Annotated in this window: 22 protein-coding genes and 1 tRNA gene; 7 read left to right on the top strand and 16 right to left on the bottom strand. The window is 56.8% G+C overall.

All coding sequences use genetic code 11. The features are described 5' to 3' along the window. Position 1: 1 nt before the first annotated feature. The 7 genes from ACR0JX_RS17650 to ACR0JX_RS17620 all read right to left on the bottom strand — a co-directional run bounded on the left by ACR0JX_RS17650 (position 2) and on the right by ACR0JX_RS17620 (position 4,812). The gene (locus ACR0JX_RS17650) at positions 2 to 454 is read right to left on the bottom strand and encodes an arsenate-mycothiol transferase ArsC (protein ID WP_480545089.1); all 453 of its coding nucleotides are present in this window, start codon (positions 452 to 454) and stop codon (positions 2 to 4) included. 3 nt (positions 455 to 457) lie between these two features. Beyond that, positions 458 to 937 carry a UPF0262 family protein gene (locus ACR0JX_RS17645; protein ID WP_480545088.1) on the bottom strand — a complete coding sequence of 160 codons (480 nt, stop codon included), beginning with the start codon at positions 935 to 937 and terminating at the stop codon, positions 458 to 460. A gap of 99 nt (positions 938 to 1,036) precedes the next feature. Then, entirely contained in the window at positions 1,037 to 2,338 is a 1,302-nt protein-coding gene (hisD, locus tag ACR0JX_RS17640) for a histidinol dehydrogenase (protein ID WP_480545087.1), read from the bottom strand. Positions 2,339 to 2,391: 53 nt separating this feature from the next. Next, the gene (locus tag ACR0JX_RS17635; protein ID WP_480545086.1) at positions 2,392 to 2,886 is read right to left on the bottom strand and encodes a GNAT family N-acetyltransferase; all 495 of its coding nucleotides are present in this window, start codon (positions 2,884 to 2,886) and stop codon (positions 2,392 to 2,394) included. A gap of 22 nt (positions 2,887 to 2,908) precedes the next feature. Further along, positions 2,909 to 3,385 (bottom strand): DUF2948 family protein, encoded by a 477-nt coding sequence (locus tag ACR0JX_RS17630; protein ID WP_480545085.1) that lies wholly within the window; start codon positions 3,383 to 3,385, stop codon positions 2,909 to 2,911. Continuing rightward, on the bottom strand, positions 3,382 to 4,650 hold the full coding sequence (gene murA / locus ACR0JX_RS17625; protein WP_480545084.1) for a UDP-N-acetylglucosamine 1-carboxyvinyltransferase: 1,269 nt from the start codon (positions 4,648 to 4,650) through the stop codon (positions 3,382 to 3,384). The genes ACR0JX_RS17630 and murA overlap by 4 nt, the downstream gene beginning before the upstream one ends. A 6-nt stretch (positions 4,651 to 4,656) precedes the next feature. Then, positions 4,657 to 4,812: a hypothetical protein gene (locus tag ACR0JX_RS17620; RefSeq protein WP_480545083.1), complete on the bottom strand. Its 156-nt coding sequence runs from the start codon at positions 4,810 to 4,812 to the stop codon at positions 4,657 to 4,659. A gap of 83 nt (positions 4,813 to 4,895) precedes the next feature. Here ACR0JX_RS17620 and ACR0JX_RS17615 point away from each other — a divergent pair. After that, positions 4,896 to 4,970 (top strand) — tRNA-Thr (locus ACR0JX_RS17615). 196 nt (positions 4,971 to 5,166) lie between these two features. Here the strand turns inward: ACR0JX_RS17615 and ACR0JX_RS17610 are convergent. The 5 genes from ACR0JX_RS17610 to ACR0JX_RS17590 form a co-directional block, all read right to left on the bottom strand. After that, positions 5,167 to 6,060, bottom strand: coding sequence for a hypothetical protein (locus ACR0JX_RS17610; RefSeq protein ID WP_480545082.1), 894 nt, complete (start codon positions 6,058 to 6,060; stop codon positions 5,167 to 5,169). Between the two features lie 4 nt (positions 6,061 to 6,064). Continuing rightward, the gene (locus ACR0JX_RS17605) at positions 6,065 to 6,790 is read right to left on the bottom strand and encodes a class I SAM-dependent methyltransferase (RefSeq protein ID WP_480545081.1); all 726 of its coding nucleotides are present in this window, start codon (positions 6,788 to 6,790) and stop codon (positions 6,065 to 6,067) included. A 7-nt stretch (positions 6,791 to 6,797) separates the two neighbouring features. After that, positions 6,798 to 8,333 (bottom strand): hypothetical protein, encoded by a 1,536-nt coding sequence (locus ACR0JX_RS17600; protein WP_480545080.1) that lies wholly within the window; start codon positions 8,331 to 8,333, stop codon positions 6,798 to 6,800. Then, positions 8,317 to 9,294: a glycosyltransferase family 2 protein gene (locus tag ACR0JX_RS17595; RefSeq protein WP_480545145.1), complete on the bottom strand. Its 978-nt coding sequence runs from the start codon at positions 9,292 to 9,294 to the stop codon at positions 8,317 to 8,319. Before ACR0JX_RS17595 ends, ACR0JX_RS17600 begins: the two co-directional genes overlap by 17 nt. Before the next feature lie 390 nt (positions 9,295 to 9,684). Beyond that, the gene (locus ACR0JX_RS17590) at positions 9,685 to 10,635 is read right to left on the bottom strand and encodes a GlxA family transcriptional regulator (protein ID WP_480545079.1); all 951 of its coding nucleotides are present in this window, start codon (positions 10,633 to 10,635) and stop codon (positions 9,685 to 9,687) included. A gap of 152 nt (positions 10,636 to 10,787) precedes the next feature. Between ACR0JX_RS17590 and ACR0JX_RS17585 the strand changes: the two genes are divergently transcribed. The 4 genes from ACR0JX_RS17585 to ACR0JX_RS17570 all read left to right on the top strand — a co-directional run bounded on the left by ACR0JX_RS17585 (position 10,788) and on the right by ACR0JX_RS17570 (position 15,260). Further along, positions 10,788 to 11,498: a GntR family transcriptional regulator gene (locus ACR0JX_RS17585; RefSeq protein ID WP_480545078.1), complete on the top strand. Its 711-nt coding sequence runs from the start codon at positions 10,788 to 10,790 to the stop codon at positions 11,496 to 11,498. 7 nt (positions 11,499 to 11,505) lie between these two features. Then, entirely contained in the window at positions 11,506 to 12,423 is a 918-nt protein-coding gene (locus ACR0JX_RS17580; protein WP_480545077.1) for a dihydrodipicolinate synthase family protein, read from the top strand. A 3-nt stretch (positions 12,424 to 12,426) separates the two neighbouring features. After that, positions 12,427 to 13,923 carry an aldehyde dehydrogenase gene (locus ACR0JX_RS17575; RefSeq protein WP_480545076.1) on the top strand — a complete coding sequence of 499 codons (1,497 nt, stop codon included), beginning with the start codon at positions 12,427 to 12,429 and terminating at the stop codon, positions 13,921 to 13,923. A gap of 98 nt (positions 13,924 to 14,021) precedes the next feature. Beyond that, positions 14,022 to 15,260 carry an NAD(P)/FAD-dependent oxidoreductase gene (locus ACR0JX_RS17570; protein WP_480545075.1) on the top strand — a complete coding sequence of 413 codons (1,239 nt, stop codon included), beginning with the start codon at positions 14,022 to 14,024 and terminating at the stop codon, positions 15,258 to 15,260. Positions 15,261 to 15,264: 4 nt separating this feature from the next. Here the strand turns inward: ACR0JX_RS17570 and ACR0JX_RS17565 are convergent, their stop codons facing one another. The 4 genes from ACR0JX_RS17565 to ACR0JX_RS17550 form a co-directional block, all read right to left on the bottom strand. Next, positions 15,265 to 15,999, bottom strand: a complete 735-nt coding sequence (locus ACR0JX_RS17565) for an SDR family NAD(P)-dependent oxidoreductase (RefSeq protein ID WP_480545074.1) — start codon at positions 15,997 to 15,999, stop codon at positions 15,265 to 15,267. Continuing rightward, positions 15,996 to 16,727, bottom strand: coding sequence for an SDR family NAD(P)-dependent oxidoreductase (locus ACR0JX_RS17560; protein ID WP_480545073.1), 732 nt, complete (start codon positions 16,725 to 16,727; stop codon positions 15,996 to 15,998). The genes ACR0JX_RS17565 and ACR0JX_RS17560 overlap by 4 nt, the downstream gene beginning before the upstream one ends. Before the next feature lie 141 nt (positions 16,728 to 16,868). Then, positions 16,869 to 18,410 (bottom strand): trimethylamine methyltransferase family protein, encoded by a 1,542-nt coding sequence (locus tag ACR0JX_RS17555; RefSeq protein WP_480545072.1) that lies wholly within the window; start codon positions 18,408 to 18,410, stop codon positions 16,869 to 16,871. A 150-nt stretch (positions 18,411 to 18,560) separates the two neighbouring features. Next, on the bottom strand, positions 18,561 to 20,387 hold the full coding sequence (locus ACR0JX_RS17550; protein ID WP_480545071.1) for a BCCT family transporter: 1,827 nt from the start codon (positions 20,385 to 20,387) through the stop codon (positions 18,561 to 18,563). A gap of 465 nt (positions 20,388 to 20,852) precedes the next feature. Between ACR0JX_RS17550 and ACR0JX_RS17545 the strand changes: the two genes are divergently transcribed. Together ACR0JX_RS17545 and ACR0JX_RS17540 are read left to right on the top strand one after the other, a co-directional pair. Further along, positions 20,853 to 21,758 carry a LysR substrate-binding domain-containing protein gene (locus tag ACR0JX_RS17545; RefSeq protein ID WP_480545070.1) on the top strand — a complete coding sequence of 302 codons (906 nt, stop codon included), beginning with the start codon at positions 20,853 to 20,855 and terminating at the stop codon, positions 21,756 to 21,758. A gap of 96 nt (positions 21,759 to 21,854) precedes the next feature. Beyond that, the gene (locus ACR0JX_RS17540) at positions 21,855 to 23,009 is read left to right on the top strand and encodes an aromatic ring-hydroxylating oxygenase subunit alpha (protein ID WP_480545069.1); all 1,155 of its coding nucleotides are present in this window, start codon (positions 21,855 to 21,857) and stop codon (positions 23,007 to 23,009) included. The last annotated feature ends 6 nt before the right edge of the window (positions 23,010 to 23,015 follow it).

Genomic DNA, 23,015 nt, shown 5'->3' with positions numbered 1-23,015 from the left:
GTCACTCCGTTGGTTCGCCCCAGCGGTCTTTCAGATGCTTGATGATCTGATCGCGGGTCTGTCGGTAGTGGTGTAGCTTTGTTTCGCGCGTCTCACCCATCCCGGTAGGGTCCATTATTGGCCAATAATCGACATCCAGGTGAAAAACCCGCGTCAGATCCAGCGCTTTGCGTTGGCTTGCAGGTGATAGCGCGACGATCAGATCAAACGAGCTTAGGTCGTCGCCCCACTCCTGCATCTCGTCAAAAGACCGCGAGCGATGGCGCGACAGTTCAACACCAATCTCGTGGCAGACTGAGATACAGAAACCGTCGATCTCCAGATCGTTATAGACACCGGCGGATTGCACGTATGTGCCGGTGCCGTAAAACTTCTTCATGATGCCTTCGGCCATCGGGGACCGAACCGAGTTGTGGTCGCAACAAAACAGGACCGACTGCGGCAGAGGCTTCACGCGTTACCCCCCGAAATGCAGCACGCAGATCAGCGTGAACAGGCGGCGGGCAGTGTCTGTGTCCACATCGGCCTTGCCCTCAAGTCGTTCCTGCAAAACACGGCTGCCTTCGTTATGGATGCCCCGGCGCGCCATGTCGATGGTTTCGATCTGGCTTGGTGGCAAGGTTTTCACCGCGTTGAAATAGCTTTCGCAGATCTGGAAGTAGTCTTTGACCACCTGTCGAAAGGGTCCAAGCGATAGGTGGAACTCGGCCGCTTTCTCGCTGCCTTCGGTGGCGATGTCGAAAACCAGACGTTTGTCACGGATCGATAAGTGCAGATGGTATGGTCCGTCTGGAACAGCACGATCGTCACGTGCGGGCAGGGCAAAGCTGTTGTCTTCCAGCAGATCAAAGATGGCAACCTTACGCTCCTGCTCGATCTCTGGGGTCGGCGGGGGCAGGTTACGGTCATCCAGTTCGATATGCGAAATACGGGTCATCTTTACGGTCACATTCCTTGTCGTCCGCCCAGACCTATAACAAGCGATATCGTTCGGCAATGTATCCACGCTGCGCTTTCGATACGCCTTTGCGTCACCTCATCCATTCAACCGATTCAAACGCGCGCTGACAGACAGCCCATGCGCCTCAAGGCTTTCAGACTGTGCCAGTTGCTCAGCCGCCGGGCCGATGGCACGCAGGGCTGCGGGTGTCATCTGGCTGAGCGTCGTTCGCTTGAGAAAGTCCATGACGCTCAGACCCGATGAAAACCGTGCCGAGCGTGCCGTGGGCAAAACGTGGTTCGGCCCACCGACATAGTCGCCAATGGCTTCGGGCGTGTATTGCCCCAGGAAAATCGCTCCGGCGTGGATGGTCTTTTCGCTCAGCGCCACCGGGTCTGCCACGCAAAGCTCAAGGTGTTCGGGTGCGATGCGGTTTGACAAGGTCGCAGCCTCACTCAAATCGCGCACGGTAATGACAGCCCCAAAATCCCGCCAACTGGCCCCCGCAATCTCACGCCGCTGCAAGGTTTCCAGACGTTTTTCAACCTCCTGCGCAACGGCTCGACCAAGGGCGGCATCATCTGTGATCAGGATCGACTGGGCGCTTTCGTCGTGTTCCGCTTGGCTGAGCAGGTCCAAGGCGATCCAATCCGGATCATTGTCTTTGTCAGCGATCACCAGAATCTCGGACGGCCCGGCGATCATATCGATGCCCACCTTGCCAAAGACGCGCCGTTTGGCCGCCGCAACAAATGCGTTTCCAGGCCCCGTGATCTTGTCCACAGCAGCAATAGTCTGCGTCCCATAGGCCAGCGCGGCGATGGCCTGGGCACCACCGATCCGGTAGATTTCATCCACACCGGACAATTGCGCAGCCAGCAGAACAAGTGGATTGACCTGACCGTCCGGTGTCGGCACCGCGATCGCCAACCGCCCAACACCCGCCACCTTGGCCGGAATCGCGTTCATCAGCACGGATGACGGGTAGGATGCCAGCCCACCCGGCACATAGAGGCCCGCCGCAGAGACCGCGGACCAACGCCAACCCAGCGTCGCACCGCTTTCATCCGTCCAACTTTGATCAGACGGCATCTGCCGCTCGTGATAGGCCCGGATACGAGCCGCAGCCAATTCCAGCGCGGCTCGATCTTCGGCAGAGACCTGTTCTACAGCGTCCGCGATCTTAGCCGCGCTGAACGCCAGCGTATCTGGTGTCAGGTCCAACCGGTCGAACTTGGCGGTCAGTTCAATGATCGCTGCATCACCGCGCGCTCGTACATCTTCGATGATTTCGGCCACAACCGCGTCCACGTCCGGGCTGTCTTCGCGCTTGGCAGACAGCAGAGTTTGAAAGGCGGCTTCAAACTCGGGCGATGTGGTCTCAAGGAAAACGGGCATGATCTGGCACTCCGAAACGTTCCAAGCGGACATATCGCTGGGGCCAGCAGGTCTCAACCCTTCTTGGCAAGGTGCAACGATTTGCGCATGGGGAATTGGGTCATCCCGTGCCACTCTTCCGGGTCGCCGGTCTGCGCCCAACCATCGCGCAGATAAAACGCGCGCGCGGTATGCGTCGCCTCCAAGGAAGCCTGCACGCATCCCTGATCTGCAAGCTCCTGCTCTAACCGTGCCAGCAAAGCACGCCCAATGCCGTGTCGGATGTACCATGGATCAACATAGAGCAGCGAAATTTTGCTCCCTCGCCGAACACCGCCAACAGCGGCAATCTGACCGCTCAACTCAGCCACCCAAAGCTCGGAACCGGATTGTACCCAGCCCCGAATGCTCTGCGGGTCTTTGTTGGCCGTCCAGAGCGATATAAGGCGCGGATCGTTTCCATGATCCGCCGCACACAGATGGGTAATGGACCGGATCAACAACCGGCTCATCTGAAACACGTCGAACACGGTGGCACGGCGCAGAACCGGCTTTTGGGCGGTATTCACGAACGCCTGCGATATGCCGCGCTTATTCTGGATGATGCGGAGCCTGCCCTGAGGGCGCCAGATAAGGGCGTGTCACATCCTTCAGCGTTGCATCGATCGCTTCGACCTTCAGCCGGATTGCACCATCCCCCGCCAAGGTCAGCAAGATCAGTCCGGACCCATCTTCACCGGGCTCAAAATCGACGGACAGCAGCGACAAAATCATATCTTTGTCGCTGCGATCTATGCCCTGGCTGGAGACTGACAAGACTGAATCAAAAACCAGCACAGACTGCACACGCTCAAACGGGCGGTCGCGACGGGCAGCCGCGTCCTTATCCTCCCACCGGAACCGGTTCAAAAGCAACCCAAAACGCCGTTGCGAGGGCTGCCATGTCATCTCGGTCACCGGGAACACAGCGTCTTGCGACAGGGTCGAGATGACCTGCAGATCATCTGCATCCTCGGCCCCCAGGTTCAATGGGGCCTCGCGCCCGTCTTCGAAACTTGCGTCTGTCATTCGCCCTTGATCCGTTCGATTTTGGCACCCACACCTTCCAGCTTGCGCACCACATGTTCATAGCCACGATCCAAATGGTACACCCGGCTTACCGTGGTCTCACCCTCGGCGGCAAGCCCTGCCAGGATCAGCGAAACAGAAGCGCGCAGGTCTGTCGCCATGACGGGCGCGCCCTTCAAACGCTCAACACCTGTCACAGTCGCTGTTCCGCCATGCACCTCGATCTGCGCTCCCATGCGGACCAGTTCGGGCGCATGCATAAAGCGGTTCTCGAATATACGCTCCTCCAAGACCGAGGTGCCCTCGGCCGTGCACATCAGCGCCATCATCTGGGCTTGAAGGTCGGTTGGGAAGCCCGGGAAGGGTTCGGTGACCACATCTACGGCTGTCACACGCCCGTTCTTACGCGCCACTTTCAGGCCCTTTTGGGTTTCTTCAACGCTTACACCCGCCGCGTCCAGTTTGGCCGCGAACGATTCGACCAGCGACATGCGCCCGCCCAGCAATTCAACCTCGCCACCGCAGATGGACGGGGCCAGCATATATGTGCCCAGCTCGATCCGGTCGGTCACTACCTGATGGGTCGCCCCGTGCAGCCGATCCACGCCTTGAATTTCGATGGTCGAGGTGCCCTCACCCGCGATCTGCGCGCCCATTTTGCGCAGGCAATCGACCAGATCGACAATCTCAGGCTCACGCGCGGCGTTTTTCAGAACGGTGGTGCCTTTGGCAAGTGTTGCTGCCATGACGATGTTCTCGGTCGCTCCGACCGAGGCAAAGCGCATCTCATGCACCGCGCCTTTCAAACCGCCCGGAGCCTTGGCATGCAGATACCCGTCTTTCAGTTCGATCTCGGCGCCCAGAGCCTCGAGCCCTTCGACATGCAGGTCCATCGGACGCGCGCCAATCGCACAGCCACCCGGCAGCGACACGACCGCCTGCCCAAATCGCGCCAGCAACGGCCCCAGCACCAGATTTGAGGCCCGCATCTTGCGCACGATGTCATAGTCCGCCGTCTGGCTGGTCAGATCATGGCTCGACATCGCGATCACCTGTCCGTCCTGCAGCCCGGACACCTCGGCCCCAAGCGATTGCAGCAGCGCTGTCATGGTCTTGATATCGCTGAGGCGTGGCGCGTTGGTCAAAGTCAGCGGTTCTTCGCTGAGAAGCGTCGCAGGCATCAGCGTCAGGCACGCATTCTTGGCCCCCGCAATCGGAATTTGTCCGTTCAGCGGGCCGTTGCCCGTCACCAGAATCGAATCCATCTGCTCTTATCCCTCGTCTTTGTCGGCTTTGTTTCTGGAAGCGGCCCGCGCCTTAGCCTGCGCCTTACGCCGCGCCATGTTCGCCTTTAACGCAGCCTTCAGGCGTTCTTCGCGCGCATTCCCGGATTTGCCGTGATTTTTTTGTGCATTTTTCTCTGCCATGGTCTTTCTCTACAGGAGGCGAAAAAAACCGTCCAGATACCCTTGCGCCGCGTTTCGTTTGCGTCTAATCACCCGCCCACGATGCTGCTGTAGCTCAGAGGTAGAGCACTCCCTTGGTAAGGGAGAGGTCGAGAGTTCAATTCTCTCCAGCAGCACCATCAGAATCCACGATAGTTCAGAAGACTCGAAATCGGTGCATTTGACCGGTTTTGCCCTCGTTTACTTGATAACTTACATGCGATAGTTCTCTACTCCACGTGTCTTGGTACCTGCCAAATAGCCCAATCTCACCTCTTCATGCCTTCGATAGGCAAAACGGAGGATAATTCGACACGGGTTATCCGCATACCCGCGCTAACGCCTAAAAAAGGCAACCCCTATCGCAAAGCACACAACGTCCCCAGCGACGGTAATCAGCCGGAAAACAGCCGCAGCGATCAGGGCTGAACCGGGTGTCGTAGCGCCACTTAAAATTGCGATGAACGCGGCTTCGCGAGGGCCTAAACCGCCTGGTGCACCAGGCGTCGCGTACCCAATCAGCCAAGAGACAACAGCGGCAAGCGCCGCGACACCTATTGGGACATCGTCGATTGCGCTCAGGACCCAGGCGGCGACGGAGCTCATACCCAGAAGAAATGCGATCGCAAGAAACGAAATCAAGAGCAAAGCAGAGAGTGTGAGGCTCTGCTTGACGGCAAAAAAAACCAGTACCAGGGATAGCAGAACAGCGATTGAAATCGTAAGCATTGGCCAGACAGGGCCTATGGCTTCGAACGGTAGAATGTCAAAAGGCACGAACCAAACACCAGTTACCAAGATCACCAAAGCGGCAACGGGTAAGCAAATCAGTTCCACCAAGGTTGCCATGGCCAACTGCTTGTCGCTCAGCGTCCCGCCGCGCAGCAAAACAGCGCGTCCCAAAAGGTGGACAACATTGCCGGGTACGTATCGCGCGATTTGAGAGAGAGTGAATGACCGATACGTCCGGCGGCGCGGCTCGGGTCCGAATAGTTGCACGATGCGGTGCCACATCTCGGCCAGCACAAACAGCAACGCTGAATATAGAGCAACCATCACTGCGCAGCGTATTAAGAACCCCTCGGGTGGATCGAAGCTGATCAGCGCGTCCCAATTGCGTGCAATCTCGCGTCCGATGAAAATGACGGACAGCGCCAGAACCAGCAGGCCAAGCCCGCGCACCAGTCTTCGACGTAGCACCTTATCCTTGAGCAGATGCGCCACCGGCATCGGCCTATCCCGCCGGTTCGGCGCGCAGGATCGAGGTCTGATCTGGATAAGGCAAGGTCGGAACCAGCCCGCGCAACCTGGTTTCGGACAACCCGCAATCTTTGATCGATTGGCGGTAGCGCGCGCGATGAGAATTGTCGAACACGATGATCCCATCCGGTGCCAGCTTGGGGATTGCATGTTTCAAGCAGGCTGGACGCGCGCGACCATCCACGACGATCAGATCAAAAAGCCCATCTTCGTCATCTATTGCAATGGCATAGGCTGTAAAATTTGCCCGAGAACCATTGGCTTTTTCTGAAAGATACAGAGCGTCAGCGGGCGCATCACTACTTGCCTCAACCAGTTTGACCTCGGTGGTGCACAAGCCCTCGATCATAGGCAGTTTGGCAGTGACGGCCTTGTACCAAGGCGCGTCATGTTCAACGCTGATCACGGATGCCGCGCGACGGGCCAGCCAAACTGTACTGGCGCCCGATCCATATTCTAAAACACGAACCGGACGGGAAGCCAGGAATGCGTCCACCTGCTCGATAGCGTCGTAGGTCCACCATGGCACGTCGAGGTTGACCATCGCATCAATATCGTAGATTGCGAACAGGCTGGACATCCAATGCCAGCCGCGCCCTTTGTCACGCCGCCGCTCCAGAAATCCTGCAAGCCCGGTTACCTGGGCCAGCGCCGCCAAGATGCGCAACAGGCTAACATAGATAGACTTTAGCAAACGCATCCTGATCTTAACCCTCCAAATCGGTCGGTGCCCGGCAGATCACGGGCATCTGGTCGGACGGCAGCCCTACGCCTTCGGCCAAACCAATACAGTAGCCGTTGCTCCATGGCGCGAAGAAACTGCCTTCGATCTCGCGGAACATAGCGGTGTACTGAAACGTGGCCATCGCAGTGACTGTCGTTCCAATCAGCGCCGCGGCAAAAACCAGTCGTTTGAAGATGCCTGGCTGATGACCGTTCGAAACACCCGCCAAAACGCGGGATATCCCCAGAAAGCTCAGGAACGCGATGAGCGGCCACAGATCAAAACGGTATCTCAGCGTGATCGTCCCATAAGATAGTGTGACCAGAACGCCAACCAACAAACCGGCGGCCAGCACCAGATGGTCTACACGCCTGACCTGCGTCAAACCGATGGCTGCGAATCCGAACCAAATCAACCAAAGCCACAAAAGCCCGTAACGTGGCCCTTCGACCCTGATATACCCTAGACGATCTTCGGTCGCCCGTTGGAATAGGTTGTACATCGCCATCGAAGGGCGATGCGTCAGTTCCAGAGCAGGCAGGTCAAACGCATACAATCCTGCATTCGGTGGAATACGCCCAACATTAAATCGGCCATGTTCGGTAAATGCCTGCGCACGTGGGGAGTCCTGAGGCTCTATCCCCCAGAAAACCGTACCATATTGGGTTTCGCTTACCTCGAACGATCCATGGACTTCGGCAGCGCCGCCAAATCTGAGGGTGTTCAAACCCAGATAGAGCAGCCCCCCGGCCCCCAGGATTGCTCCGGCAACCAACGCAGGCAGCAGCAGTCGCACACCGTGTTTAATCACGTTCCAACCGCACAGGGCGGTCAGAGCCACATACAGTCCAATCGCCAGGTTCGGGCGGGCATGCACCGTGATAGCTGCACACAAAGCCAATACCGAAAACGCCAGCAGAGGATGCAGCTTGTCCTGACTAAAGCGCACCCAAACCGCCACAAAGACACCCGCCGCGCCATATGCGAGCGCAATAGGTTCGTGATAGAGCGATTGATTGACCACAAGCAGGGTCGCAGGTCCGCAAACCCACAAAGCTGCTGCAAAAAAGATTGCCCAACCCTGAGCATCCCGTTGCACCTGCGTCGCGGTTTGAGCAATCAGATCTTTCAGCGCCACCTGATAACCCAGTGTTCCAAGTGCGGTCCAAAACCAGATCGAAAACCCCGCCATCGGGATCCACTCGAACGGCCAGGCCCAACCGAACAAAAAGCGCAGAAGCAACGGCCCTGCCCCGTGATAAAGATAACCTTGAGCATCAGGTGTATAATGTCCTTCGAACCGCAAGAGCCGAGGCGGTAAATCAAAATGCCCGTTCAGGATGGCGTGATAATAGCCATCATAGATAGCGCCCCCGAAAAACGGTTCAGGGTAAAGGCCCGGCGCAAGCCAACACAAAACCGCAAGATAGGCTGCTCCGACAAGGGCAACCATCGCAAACGGCCTGCTTGCCCAAAATGTCACAAGTCCCGAATGCGAAGCGTTATGCACGATCTGCATGCTCCGCCCTTTGCTCCAACTCCCGCACCCGGCGCAAGGTCGCTTCAAGCAAGCGCCGGTTCGTCGCAATCGTTTCCGACAGGATAGCAATAATGATCGTAAAATACCCCATCACCACAAAGGCACCGCCCAGGACAAGCGATTGAACTTTGCCGTCGCCATCCCCGATCAGGTAGAAAAACACGAACCGCGCGATCGGTACGATCCCGATCAGCAGCAGCACCAGACCGATTGTAGCAAAGGCTTTGAGCGGGCGGTACATCACGTAACTACGCAAGATGGTCCCCATCTGGCGCGAAATGAAGGACCGCATGGACTTGAACAGACGCGATGGTCGTTCGACCTGATTGACCTCAACAGGGACGGTCACGACACTCAAGCCTGTCTGTCCAGCATGGATAAGTGTTTCGGTTGTGTAGCTGAATTTGGTCATGACATTGATATGCAACGCCGCATCGCGCGAATAGGCGCGAAACCCCGAAACGGCATCGTTCACCTCTAGCCCCGCAAAGCCAGAAACGACGCGGCTGCCAACCCGTTGCAATATCCGCTTAACGGGTGAGAACGATTGGTTTTCGCCGGGCTTCCGATCTCCGACGACCACGTCAGCCTTCCCAGCCAGAATGGGTGCAATCAGATCAGGGATGGATGCACCGGAATATTGGTTGTCACCATCCGTGTTAACGATGATATCCGCCCCCTGGGCCAAGGCGTTGTCGATCCCTATCTGAAACGAACGAGCAAGCCCTTTGTTGCCGCGGTTGCGAACAACATGCTCAACACCAAGTTCTTTTGAGATCTCACTGGTGCGATCCGTTGATCCGTCATCAATGACCTGAAGCTCGACCACCCCCACGCCAGAGATATCGCGCGGGATGTCGCGAATGACGGCAGGTAAGGTTTCTTCTTCATTCAGACACGGAATCTGAACCACCAGTTTGGGAAGCGCCTTTAGCGTCATTTTGTTCACTCTACCTGCCCGACACGACATTCTGCGATCGCCTGGCGAGTGTTGTCTATTTTCTCTGAGTTGTCACCATCGGCCCAAGAAGCCGAAACCCAACTGCGACCTGATTGCACTGCCGATGACGCCAGGGCCTTAGCCAAGCCCACGAAACACAGGTTACGTTAACAAAGAGGACGACATATTAATCATTGTGTCACAATCGCGCCCAAAACTGTCATGATATTGTAATAGTTCTGCCAGTTTCGCTGTGTAGTTCAACCTTATCCGATCGATCAGTTTACTAGTCAGATTTTAACGAGGGGGTTCATGGTCGGCCAAGGGGGTGGGCATAGTGAGTCCCCATTTTGCGACCATTATGCTCACCCTACCACATAGCCGGGAAGATCAATCCAATTTGTTTCTCTGAGAATGCGGTGTCACACCAAAGCTTGACCTGTACACGCGCGAGAAATGGCCCGGATTTTCAAATCCGCAGGCGAACGCGACCTCGGTAATCGAGGCTTCGGTCTGCAATAGCAGCTTTTGTGCACGCTCCAGCCGCATCTCCATCAGGTATTTCTTGGGTGAGGTGTTCAGGTATTTTCCGAACAAACGTTCAAGCTGGCGCGTTGAGATTCCCAGCCTCTCCGCAATCTCAGACGGCGACACCGGCGTTTCGATACTGTCGCGCATGATCTCTATCGACCTGGCCAGGTGGGAGTTGCGCATACCGTTGCGCGACTGCAGCGAAACGCGTTGCTTTGCGGTTGCATTGCGCACCGCATTGTAGACCATCTGATCGGCCACCGCGACGGCCAGCTCAGCCCCGTGGTCGCGTTCGATTAGATGCAACATCAAATCAGCGGTCGCGGTGCCTCCTGAGGCGGTGATATGCTTCTCATCCGCGACAAAAACACTGCGCACCAGATTGACCTCGGGAAAGGCTTCCATAAAGGCATCGTGGTATTCCCAGTGAATCGCAGCCTGCATCCCGTCCAGAAACCCTGCTTTGGCCAGCACCCAAGCGCCCGAGCACAAGGCACCGATGGATGTGCCCTGTGCGCGCTCACGCCTAAGCGTTGCCAGCAAAGGCCGTGTAACGTGATTGCGCATGTGAATGCCGGACAGAACAAACAGCTGGTTTGTTTTTGGTATGTCATCCAAACCGCCATGAACCAATGTAACCAGCCCATTTGAACAAACCGCGCGCTCACCGTCTTCGGAAATCATAGACCAATCATAAAGCTGCTCTTCACTGACCCAATTGGCAATGCGCAGCGGTTCGACCGCGCATGAAAACGCAAGGTGAGAAAACTCCTCAACCAAAATGAAGGTGATATGCCGCGTCTGACGCATTGGGGCTTCCACTCGAAGGGCCGATTCCGGCCGGAACTATAACAGTGGTTCAAGCTGCATTATTTTTTACTGTATACAAGTTGTATTTTTTTCGCATACATATCTGGAGCGCCGAAGCCGCGATTCGAATGCTGCGAAACCTCGGAGGTCAGATGAAAGACGATCCCAAATCTCGGAAAGCCGATTTGATGGAGCATTTGAAAGTCTCGATCCTGACATTGCGCTTTCAGCCGGGCACGGACTTGGATGAGGCGCTTCTGTCGGATGAGTTTGGCCTGTCCAGAACCCCTTTGCGCGAAGTGTTCAGGCAATTGGGGGGCGAAGGCTATCTGGACCTGCGCACCAATCGCAGCGCGCGGGTATCCGAGATGTCCCACACCACCTTGCGCGATTTCTTTCTGGCGGCCCCAATGATCTATGGCGCGGTCCTGCGTCTGGCAGCCCGGAACGCGACGCTTGCGCAAATCGAAGACCTAAAAACTGCTCAGTTGGCGTTTAAAACAGCCCTCCGCTCTGGTTCGGCAGCGGATCGCGCACTCGCCAACAATCGGTTTCATGAACTGACGGGAGAGATGTCGGGCAATGTTTACCTGCTGCCGTCCTTCAACAGATTGCTGATTGATCACGCACGGATCGGGATGACGTTCTATCGGCCTCAAACCGCAAAAATGACCGAAAATCTGTCAGAAGCCAGCACCCAGCATGACGCCATCATCGCCGCCATCGAGGCGAACGATGAGGCGGCGGCTGCGCAGCTCGCCGAAAAACACTGGAACCTGTCGCGCGATCAGATCGAACTGTTTGTGATGCCCGACGCCTTGGATGTGCCTTTGGGCCTGTCCCCTCTTTCGAAACCTGCATGAGGACGGAATGAACCCGATTTTCAAGTTTGAGGGGATTTATACCCCGGTGGTCACGCCCTATCACGACGATGGCAGCGTGAATTGGGACGCGCTGGCGCAGGTGATCGAATACCTTATCGAACATGGCGTTCACGGCCTGATCTCGGGTGGGTCGACCGGTGAGAACTATGCCCAGACAGTCGAAGAACGGTTAGAATTGGCACGGTTCGCGCATGAACAGCTGAAGGACCGTTTGCCCTTGGTCGTCGGCACTGGCGCGATGCTGACACCGGATTCGATCGCCTTGGCCTCGGGTGCCCGCGAAATCGGCGCTGATGCCATCCTTCTGGCCAGCCCGCCCTATTCAGTTCCGACCGACCGTGAAAACGCGCTGAACGCGTTGGCCATTGACAAGGCGGCTGACCTGCCCGTGATGCTGTACAACTATCCCCATCGCACGGGCACGATGATGGGCGAAGAGTTTCTGGACCGCATTGGGCGCAGTCGAAATTTTTGTGGCATCAAGGAAAGCTCGGGCGATATCAACCGGGTGCATCTGCTGGCGCGGGATTACCCGCATATTCAACTGGGGTGCGGCATGGATGATCAGGCGCTGGAATTCTTCGCCTGGGGCGCGCCATTCTGGGTCTGCGGCGGATCAAACTTCCTGCCGGTCGAACATGTTGCGCTGTATCAGGCCTGTGTGATCGAAGGTAACTTTACCAAGGGCCGCCGGATCATGTCGGCCATGATGCCACTGATGCGGGTGTTGGAACAGGGCGGCAAGTTCATCCAGACCATCAAGCATGGTGTGACCATGAACGGGATCGACGCAGGCACAATGCGGGCGCCTCTGAAAGGTCTGAACAAGGATGACAAGCGCGCGTTGGAACAGGTGACGCGCGTACTGAAAAAGAAAATCGCAGATATTGTAGCGGAGGGTTAAGGCATGGAACTGCTGACATTGGACGAATACAAATCCATCGCTGCAGGTCTGACCCTGCCCACCGGAGCCTTCATCGACGGCGCATTCCGCCCGGCGATCTCGGGAGAGACATTCGGGACGGTAAACCCAGCCACCGGCGACAAGCTGACCGATATCGCGGCGTGCGGTGCGGCGGATGTGGATTTTGCCGTCGAAAAAGCGCGCGAGGCGTTTGACGATGGGCGCTGGTCCAAACTGCACCCCTCCGACCGCAAGGATGTGTTGATCCGGCTCTGCAAACTAATGACACGCAATGCGCGGGAACTGGCGGTGATGGAAAGCATCGATAGCGGCAAGACCATCTACGATTGCGAAACCGTGGACCTTCCCGAGTCAATCCATTGCCTGAAATGGCATGCCGAAGCGATTGACAAAATCTACGATCAGGTCTCGCCCGCCAGTGATGACCACATTGCCATGGTGGTGCGTGAACCGATTGGGGTTGTGGGGCTGGTACTGCCTTGGAACTTCCCTTTGCTTATGCTGGCGTGGAAGATCGGACCTGCTTTGGCAGCAGGCTGTTCGGTAGTAGTGAAACCAGCAACTGAAACAACGCTGACGGCCCTGCGCCTGGCCGAACTGGCGATGGAAGCGGGCCTTCCGCGGGGCGTTCTGAACATCGTTCCGGGCGGTGGCCCAGAGGTTGGAGAACCCATCGGGCGGCATATGGATATCGATATGGTGTCCTTCACAGGCTCGACCGTGACCGGCAAACGCTTCTTGACCTATTCCGCCGAAAGCAACGCCAAAGAGGTGGTGCTTGAGATGGGAGGCAAGAACCCCGCGATCGTAGTGGAGGATGCCGAAAACCTCGACCGCGTGGCGGCGCATGTGGTCAACGGCGCATTCTGGAACATGGGCGAGAACTGCTCGGCCTCATCCCGTCTGATCGTGCATAAGGATGTGAAGGCAGAACTGCTGGAACGTATCGCGCATCACGCCAAGCAGTGGAATATCGGCGACCCGTTGGACCCGGAAACACGCATGGGCGCGCTGGTGAGCAAAGGGCACTACACCAAGGTTTGCGGGTATTTGGATCAAGCCGAGAATGTGGTTATCGGTGGCAAAGCTGCAGATGGCTTTGTCGAGGCTACAGTGGTCGAGGTTCCCGGAAACGATGCTACCCTGGCGCGCGAGGAGATATTTGGCCCCATCTTGTCGGTGATCGAGGTATCCGGCTTCGACGAAGCCGTCAAAATCGCCAATGACACGGATTATGGCCTCTGCGCTTCAATCTTCACGGCCAACGCCAAACGCGCCATTCGCGGCGCGCGTGCAATCCGTGCGGGTACGGTTACGGTGAACAGCTTTGGCGAAGGCGATATCACCACACCCTTTGGTGGTTACAAGCAATCGGGTTTTGGTGGGCGCGACAACTCGGTTCATGCCCACGATCAGTACACCCAGCTTAAGACCATCTGGATTGATCTGGCTGATGATGCGGACGAGGCCGTGGATTGACGCGGTTCGAGGCCAAACGGCTTCCTCGGCAAACAGGTCCGGCCGGGTGGAACGCTATTCTGCCCCCTAGGAAGGCTTTGCCAGCGCTCAGCGAGGACTTGAGCGCTGATGTCACCATCGTCGGTGGTGGCTTCGCGGGCCTCAGTGCCGCACGGCGCCTGCATCAGATCGACCCGTCGCTCAGGGTTGTCTTGCTTGAGGCCGGGCATATTGCCGAAGGGTCCGCTGGTCGTAATTCAGGGTTCATGATCGATCTGCCGCATGACCTGGCCTCGGATAACTATGTAGGCGATGCGTTGGAATCGGATCGCGCTGCTATCGCGCTGAACCGTAAAGCCATCGCCTTTGCGACCCATGTTGCTACCGAATGCAATCTGCCGCAGGAAGCCTTTGATCCATGCGGCAAGTTCAATGCAGCGGCAACATCCGGCGGTGACGCCCACAACCTGGAGTTCGCCGCGCATCTGAAGAAGCTGGGCGAGCCACATACGCTGTATGATCGCCAGCAGATCAGTGAGATCACCGGCAGCTCGCATTACACGTCAGCGCTTTATGCACCGGGAACGGTGATGATCCAACCGGCAACCTATGTGCGTGCTTTGGCTAAAACGTTGTCGGAACAGGTGCGGATATTCGAACGCTCTCCGGTCACGGTGTTCGAGAGGCAAGGCAATGGGTGGCTTGTGCAGACGCCCGAGGCAAAGGTCACCACCGGCAGCATCATTCTGGCCAATAATGGCCATCTCGAAAGCTTCGGATTCTATGCCCGGCGCCTGATGCATATCTGTCTCTACGCGTCACTGACGGAACCGATGACGCCCGAACAGATCAAAACGCTTGGTGGACGATCACGCTGGTCTATTACACCTGCGAACCCAATGGGTACATCGGTCAGGCGCGTTTCAGGCAGCTATGGCGACCGTATTTTGGTCCGCACATCCTCTAGCTTTCATCCTGATCTTGAGACATCTGAGGCGCGGCTAAGCAAGGCTGGCCGCGTGCATGATCGTAAGTTCCGCGAACGGTTCCCGCACCTGCCCGATCTGCAGATGGAGCATCGTTGGGCTGGGATGTTGTGCCTCAGCCGGAACGGATCCGCTGCGTTTGGGGAGCTTGAAAGCGGCATTTATTCGGCCTGCTGTCAGAACGGACTGGGCATCGCACGTGGAACGTTACAGGGCATGGGCGTCGCGGAACTTATCCTGCTGGGCAAATCCGAAATCGCCGATCATTTCACCGCACAGCCCTCGCCCCCACGCCTACCGCCGGAACCCCTCGCGTCAATTGGCGCAAACAGCTACCTCAAGTGGAAAGAGTGGCGCTCGGGCAAAGAATAACCCGTCAAGGCAAGCTCAGCTTTGCCATCCTACCCCCATCCACTGTATAAACCTGCCCAGTGATAAAGGACGCATCGTCCGATGCCAGAAACGCGACCAAGGCCGCAACCTCTTTGGGCTGTCCTGTGCGACCGACCGGATGAATGCCGCCTATGTTGCTACGAAACGCATCGGGATCAGGCATCGAGTCAATATAGTCCAGATTCAGATCGGTATCGATCCAACCGGGCGCAATCGCGTTGCATCGGATACCATCCTTCCCATGATCGACAGCAACCGCACGGGTCAGGCCATGCAACCCCGCCTTTGACGCGCAATAGGCGGCATGACCCGGGTTGCTGCCCAGCCCCTCAATCGATCCGGTATTCACAATGGAACCCTGCGTTTTGCGCAGGTGCGGCAGCGCGGCTTTGATCATCATGAAAGGCGCCGTCAGGTTGACAGACAGCGTGCGCTGCCAGTCTTGCAAGCTCATCGCTTCAACCGACGCCTCCTGCATCATACCTGAATTGTTGACCAGAACATCCAGACGTCCGGCCTTGGCGATGACTGCGTCAATCACGCGCTGCGGCGTAGCGGGATCGGTGAAATCTGCGGTGATCCCTTCGAAATCATCATCCGCCCCGCGTTGTGCCGTAAAAACGCGCGCGCCTTCTTGTTGCAGCCGTATCGCGACAGCGCGGCCAATGCCGCTGCGACCGCCTGTTACCAGCGCTGTTTTGCCTTCAAATCGCATCATGAAACAGGTTTGCCTCCGTTCACTTCAACCAACGTGCCGCACACATAGCGCGACGCGTCTGACACAAGGAACAGTACGACATCGGCAATGTCTTCGGGCTCGGCGATCCGGCCCAGTGGTACGGTTTGCCCTAGCTCAGCCACCGCTGTGTCCGGATCAAACCCCCGTTTTTTAAAACCAGAGCGCAGCATGGGCGTATTCACTTCGTTCGGACAAACCGCATTGATGCGAATGCCCTGGTGCGCGTGATCCATCCCCATACATTGGGTCAAGGACGCAATGGCCGCCTTGGTCATGCAATAGACCGCATGGTTAGGCCCCGGACGCAAACCCCAGCATGAGGCCGTGTTGACGATAGCTCCGCCCCCGACATTGGCCAAGATTGGGATTGCGGCGCGGCAGATGCGAAACGGGGCCTCGATATTTACACCCAGCGACAAAGACCAATCATTGTCTGACGTCTCAGTAACGGATCCGCGTGTTATGACACCGGCATTATTTATGACGATGTCCAAACCGCCCAAAGCCGAAGCCGCCGCACTTGGCAGACCATCGGTATAATCGGGGTCCAAAAGATCCCCCGGCAAATGCGCTTCGGCACCGATCCCGTCGACATCTCGATCCGCCACTGCGATACGAGCGCCCGCGTCGCGCAAACGCTGCACCAAGGCCATGCCAATTCCACCCGCAGCACCCGTTACAAGCGCCGATTTTCCATTCAGTTCCATATTCTCATCCAATGCATCAGGCCAATGTCAACCATACGCCGCTCCGATCTTTTTCAGCTTCTGCAAGCTTCACATCTGCCGCCAAGACCTGATTAAAAAAGAGCCCGCCTATATGCAGACGGGCCAGGTCGGGGAGATTGCTTAGTAGCTTTGATTCAGTTCATCCGCTGCCGGTATCTCTCGCTCACGCCGTGCGATATAGTCCAATAACTCTTCATTCTTGGCGATATCCAGCGTCGGTTGTTGATACTCGGCCAACAACTTACGCGCATGGTTCAGGGCACGTTCGGTGATCTCAACTTCACCTTCGGCCACCCATTGTTCGATCGAGTTGTTATCAAACATCTCGGGCATGAAGAAAGCCGTCTGGAAATTGTCCTGCGTATGCGGATGGCCCAGATAGTGCCCGCCGGGTCCGACGTCGGGAACCGCGGCAAGCGCTTCGTCAAAATCACCCCATTTTGGCCCCTCGGCCATGCGATAGGCCATCGCGCATTGCTCGGCGTCGACAATGAATTTGGCAACGGAACAGTGCATCCCGGCCTCGTTCCACCCGGCGCTGTGCCAGATATAGTTCGCGCCCGCATGAATGACCGCGCTCAGCGTTGTGGCCGACTCATACCCCGCCTGCGCATCAAAGGTTTTGGCCCCGCCCAAAGTGTTCGATGTACGCCAAGGCACGTCGTAGTATCGCGCCATCTGACCGATCATGAAGTTCATCAGGCTGATTTCCGGCGTGCCAGCCATCGGGGCGCCGGACTTCATAGAGACGGTCGACAGATAATGGCCATAGATCGCCGGAGCCCCTTTGCGGATCACTTGCGTGTAAGCCAACGCACTCAACGCCTCGGCATTCAGCTGTGCGACCGTGGCGGGAACGGAGGCAGGCGTGTTGGCCCCGCCCAAAACGAACGGAGAGCACAAAACCGGCTGATTGCGACGACAGAAGGCCCGCATTGCCCCCAGCATCGTCTCATCCCAGACCAACGGCGAATTGCCGTTGCAATTGCCGGTGGTGACTGGGTGATCCTCAAGGAAATCCTCGCCAAACAGGATCGCGCACATGTCCATCACGTCCTCGGCATTCTTGGGGCTGGTCGTCATGCCCATGAACGTCTTGTCCGAATGTTTCATCGACGAATAGGTGATACGCAGATGCCGCTGGCTGATCGGGTGATCATACGGTTCGACGATGTGATGCGCCGAGGAATGCAGCGCGGGCATCATGTGGCTGAGTTTGTGAAACATTGCCAAATCGTCCAGTGTTGGATTCCTGCGCACATCGTCCAGATCGCGCAGGAATGGTGCACCGGTCATAGGCACAAAGATCGAGTGCTTCCCACCCAGCCGCACGTTCTTATTCGGATCACGCGCGTGATATGTGAAATCCGACGGGATGGTTACGAGCAACTCGCGCACCAGGCCACGATCCAGATAGACCAACTCACCTTCGACTTTGGCCCCTGCACGCTTCCAATCTTCCAAGGCAATTGGGTCGCGGAACTGCACGCCTACGTTTTCAAGGATGTCCATCGATGCAGTGTCGATGCGCTCAACTTGGCTTCCGTCCATCACTTCGCACAGAGGGATGCCGCGGGTCAGTCCTGGCAGCATCTCGAAGTTTGGAGCGGTACGTATGGCGCGGCGTGCCGAGCGCCCACCGGCGCGTGTCGTAGTACGCATGTTCACGGGGCAATCCTCCTTCTTCCCGCTTACTTTGGCGGGATCAATCGGGGATTACCTCTCTGATTGCGATATGTGATTGCAGGAAGCGACACGAAAAACGCCGCCCAAGGGGGCGGCGTTCTGGTTTTGTATATTCAGGCTTGAAGCTTATTCAGCGGCCTGCGCGTTTGTGGCTTCGTGTTTGTCGCGTTGACCGTCGCGGAACAGTGCCTTGGCCAGCGAGATGCACATCAGCCCCATCACCATCGTGAACGGAAGCGCGCCGATGATCATAGCATTGCGCAAAGCGTCCATCGGATTGTTGTCACCTGCGGCCAGGATCAGCGCACCGATTACGGCCGTCAGGATGACACCCCAGATGATACGATGCTTGATCCCGGTTTCCTGGCTGCCACCCGACATGATGGTGTTCATCACCAGAATGCCCGAGTCCGCCGAGGTTACCAGGAAGGTCATGATCAGGATCACGCACATGACATTCAGCATGGACAGCAGCCCACCATCGATCATGTAGGACAGCGTCACAAACAGCTTGTTGGTGTTCGATGCACCAATGATCGCACCTTCAGCAGCGCCTGCCAGTTCCAGATCAATCGCAGTGCCACCCAGAACGGTCATCCATGCAAAGCACACCAGCGCTGGTGCGAAGACACAGCCCAAGATGAACTCACGCACCGAACGACCCTTGGAGATACGCGCCAGGAACAGGCCCACGAAGGGCGAGAACGCGATCCACCAGGCCCAGTAGAACGTGGTCCAACCGGCCTGCCATCCGAACTGGCGGCCCTGTTCACCAGCTGCGTAGACTGCAGCCAGCGTCTCGGCATCCAGCTCGGCGGCTGCACCTGTCAGGCCATCCTTGAAGCCATCAAAGCTGCCCCAGGCATTGGTCGCGCCTGCCATCAGATCACCAGCCATCGGCTGTGCCGCTTCCGGCAGACCAGCGGCGAAGGCATCCGCAGACATTGGACCATAGGCGCTAAAGCTCAGTGACAGGAAGTGAAGGATGTAGTCCACCATCGCTGTACCATAGGTGGTCATCGCGAAGACGAACGACCCAAACACTACGAATGTTCCCAGAAGGATGATCGACAGAACCAGGTTGAGGTTCGACAGGTACTTAACCCCGCGCCCAACACCTGAAACCGCCGAGATGATCGACAGGCTCATGATGACCAGCAGACCCGAGATCAGACCCACTTTGCTTGGCGTCGGGACTTCGCCACCCAGGTCCATCACCCATTGCATACCGGTGATCGCGTATACACCATCGATGAATTGGCTGACGCCATATCCAATCGTCACCGAGACGCCGAGGATTGTCGCCACAACACCCAGTACGTCGACCACATGACCCAGGAACCCGTTCATCAGGCGACCGAACAAGGGTGTCAGCGCCGACCGGATGGTCAGTGGCATGTTGCGGGTATAGGCGTAGTAAGCCAGCGACAGGCCGGTCACCACGTAAATGGCCCAGGCATGGAAACCATAATGCAGGTAGGTAAAGCGATAAGCCGACTGCAAGGCTTCGGGGCTGTTACCCTCGACCGCGCCCGAGACAACAACGGGGTTCGAACCCCACAGACCCAGCGGTTCAGCCGTTGCAAAGACCATCAGCCCGACGCCCAAACCGGCGCCGAACATCATCGAAAACCATGAGAAGTTCGAGAACTCGGGCTTTTCACCCGGTGTACCCATGATCCGCTTACCGGTTGAAGGAATAATGGCGACGATCGCCAGAAAGAAGAAGAACAGGCCAACAATAATCACATAAAAACTATTGAAGCTTTCCAGCAAGCGGCCGTTCCAGCTGCCCAACGTGCTGTTGGCATTCGCGGGGAAAACCAGCGCCCACAGCACAAGAGCCACCATGATGCCCTTACTGATCAGCGCAATCGGCACGCTGTAATTTTCATAGAAACCGGCATCAGCCGTTTCTATCTCAAGATCCGTGAATGGTTCAGGTACCGACATATCTCTCCTCCGTGTTGTCGATCCGAGGGGACGGAGAGCTGCCGCAGGAGCGATGCCCTCTCATTATTCTTCAAGTTATCGTTTGCTTACTGCTTCCCAAGCCGTGTGTTCAGACGCGCCTACAGTTCTTGTTTTCTTGGAATACGCCCACGAGGCTTCACCGTTCCTTGATTCGCGATAGCGACAATTCAGACCCGCATTTTTCGGGTCGTTGGTGAAGCGGCCCACAGTTTCGGCGAGTGTGTTTCATGTTCTATACCGAATGTGATCCAAGTTCTTCTGTTTGCGTAAAGCGCCCCTTGCTAAATTGTCGCACCAAAACCGACCTTTTTACAGGTTTAGACGACCCGTGGATCGCGGTTCCGGCAATTTGCCGTATTCTCGATGCATCAATTGCTTTCTTTCAATGGCAAAAATTTTCATAGTCACGCGAACAAGACTAATCTGTAATCAGCCAGGTCTGAAATGTCCCGACGCCACTATAAACTGCCGCCTCTGACCACCCTTGCGGCTTTCGAAGCTGCGGCGCGCCACCTCAGCTTTAAAAACGCCGCCGAAGAGCTTTCGGTGACGCCCGGCGCAGTCAGCCATCAGATCAAAGCACTCGAAGGGTATCTGGAGGCACCGCTGTTCCAGCGCAAACACCGCAGCGTTGATCTGACCGATGATGGCAAAGCATTGTACGAGGCGCTGTCGACCTCATTCGCCCGTATCTCAAAGACCCTGTCTACCATACGGGATCGCTCGCTTGGCGGAAAAGTGACCGTGGGCTCAACCACCGCAGTTGCAGCCCTTTGGCTGTCCCCATCGGTGATCCGGTTCTGGCGAGACGCGCCCGAGATCAGCGTTGACCAGATCTCGCAGGACCGGCCTTTTCGGGATCGTCCTGACTTGGATTTCTTTATCCGCTACGGGCGCGACAGTGACGCAAACTTGGACCACACCCCGCTATATCGTGACAACCTGATCCCGGTTGGCAGCCCGGAATTGGCCGAGCGCCTGAACCGAACAGGGTTAAAGGATATTGCAGCCCAACGCCTGATACATCTTGATTCCGAAGACAACAGCTGGACCACATGGCCAGATTGGTTCCGCGAACTGGGTTATGAGGAACGACTGACATCCGAGGCGCGGGTCAACAGCTATTCGGTCGCTTTGCAACTGGCCCGTAAAGGGGCTGGTCTGGTACTGGGGTGGCAGCGGTTGATTCAGCCCATGTTGCAGTCAGGCAAACTGGTTCCCATCGGCTCACATTATCTGACGGCACCCAACCAGTTTTACCTTGTCGGTCGGCCAGATGATGAGCTGTCCGACAACGCCCGAGCGCTCAAAGATTGGATCATTCAAGAGGTGCGCGAAGGGACGGTTTAATTCAACTCAACCTGTGATGAGGTTTTCTGATATTGATGAAAACCCATTCTGTCCGCCAATAGGTTTTGCAATGCAATCCAGCCGCAGGAGAGCCTGATGAACAAACATAGCCCGCTTTCGTCGGTTCTGGCCGATGTGAACACCGCCAACGGCCTGCCAAACGAACACTATGTCGACCCCGGCGTTTTCGCCGAGGAGCGACAATCGGTTCTTTATGCAAACTGGTCCGGCATTGGATTTGGCAAAGACGTCCCAGAACCCGGTGATGCAAAACCGGTGGATTTTCTGGGCATGCCCCTGCTGATCGTCCGTGACCGTGATGGCGAGATTGGCGTGTTTCAAAACACCTGCCGCCACCGCGGGATGATCCTTGTGGATGCACCCAAGAAAATCGGCGGCGCCATTCGCTGCCCCTATCACAGCTGGTGTTACAGCCTGAAAGGCGAGCTGCGTGCGACACCCCATGTCGGCGGCCCTGGTCAGAACAAACATGAAGATGTCAAAAACGAAGACCTTGGGCTGGTGCGTATCCGTTCGCATGTGTGGCGCGATGTGATCTTTGTGAATGTCGACGGCAATGCCCCGGCCTTTGAGGATGCGCATGGAGAATTGCTGGAACGCTGGAGAGAATTCGAAACTCCCCTGTTTCATGGCGGCGATGAATCCTCGTTGAAACTTGAGGTCAAAACCAACTGGAAGCTGGCGGTTGAAAACTATTGCGAAAGCTATCACCTGCCGTGGGTCCATCCGGGGCTCAACAGCTATTCCCGGCTGGAAGATCACTACAACATCGAAATGCGCGGGCATTATTCGGGTCAGGGCACGTTGGTCTATCGGCAGTTGACCGATCAGGATGGCGCAACAATGCCTGATTTTCCGGGCCTCAGCGACAAATGGGATGAAGGCGCGGAATACATCGCTCTATACCCGAACGTCTTGCTGGGCGTTCAGCGCGATCACAGCTTTGCAATCATCCTGGAACCTGTCGATCAGGGCAATACGGTTGAGCATATCGAGCTCTACTATGCCAAAAGCGAGGCTGATACACCCGAACATGACGGGCTGCGCGCCTCGAATGCACAACTATGGAAAACCGTTTTCGAAGAAGACGTTTTTGTCGTCGAAGGCATGCAAAAAGGGCGACATGGTATGCTGTTTGATGGCGGCCGGTTCTCGCCAGCGATGGATGGCCCAACGCACAACTTCCACCACTGGGTGGCAACGCAGATCGAGAACGGACGCTCCGAATAATCTCGA

Source organism: Ruegeria sp. AH7, from assembly GCF_056541325.1.
The sequence above is the reverse complement of the archived record's forward strand: the minus strand, read 5'-3'. Positions and strand labels throughout refer to the sequence as shown.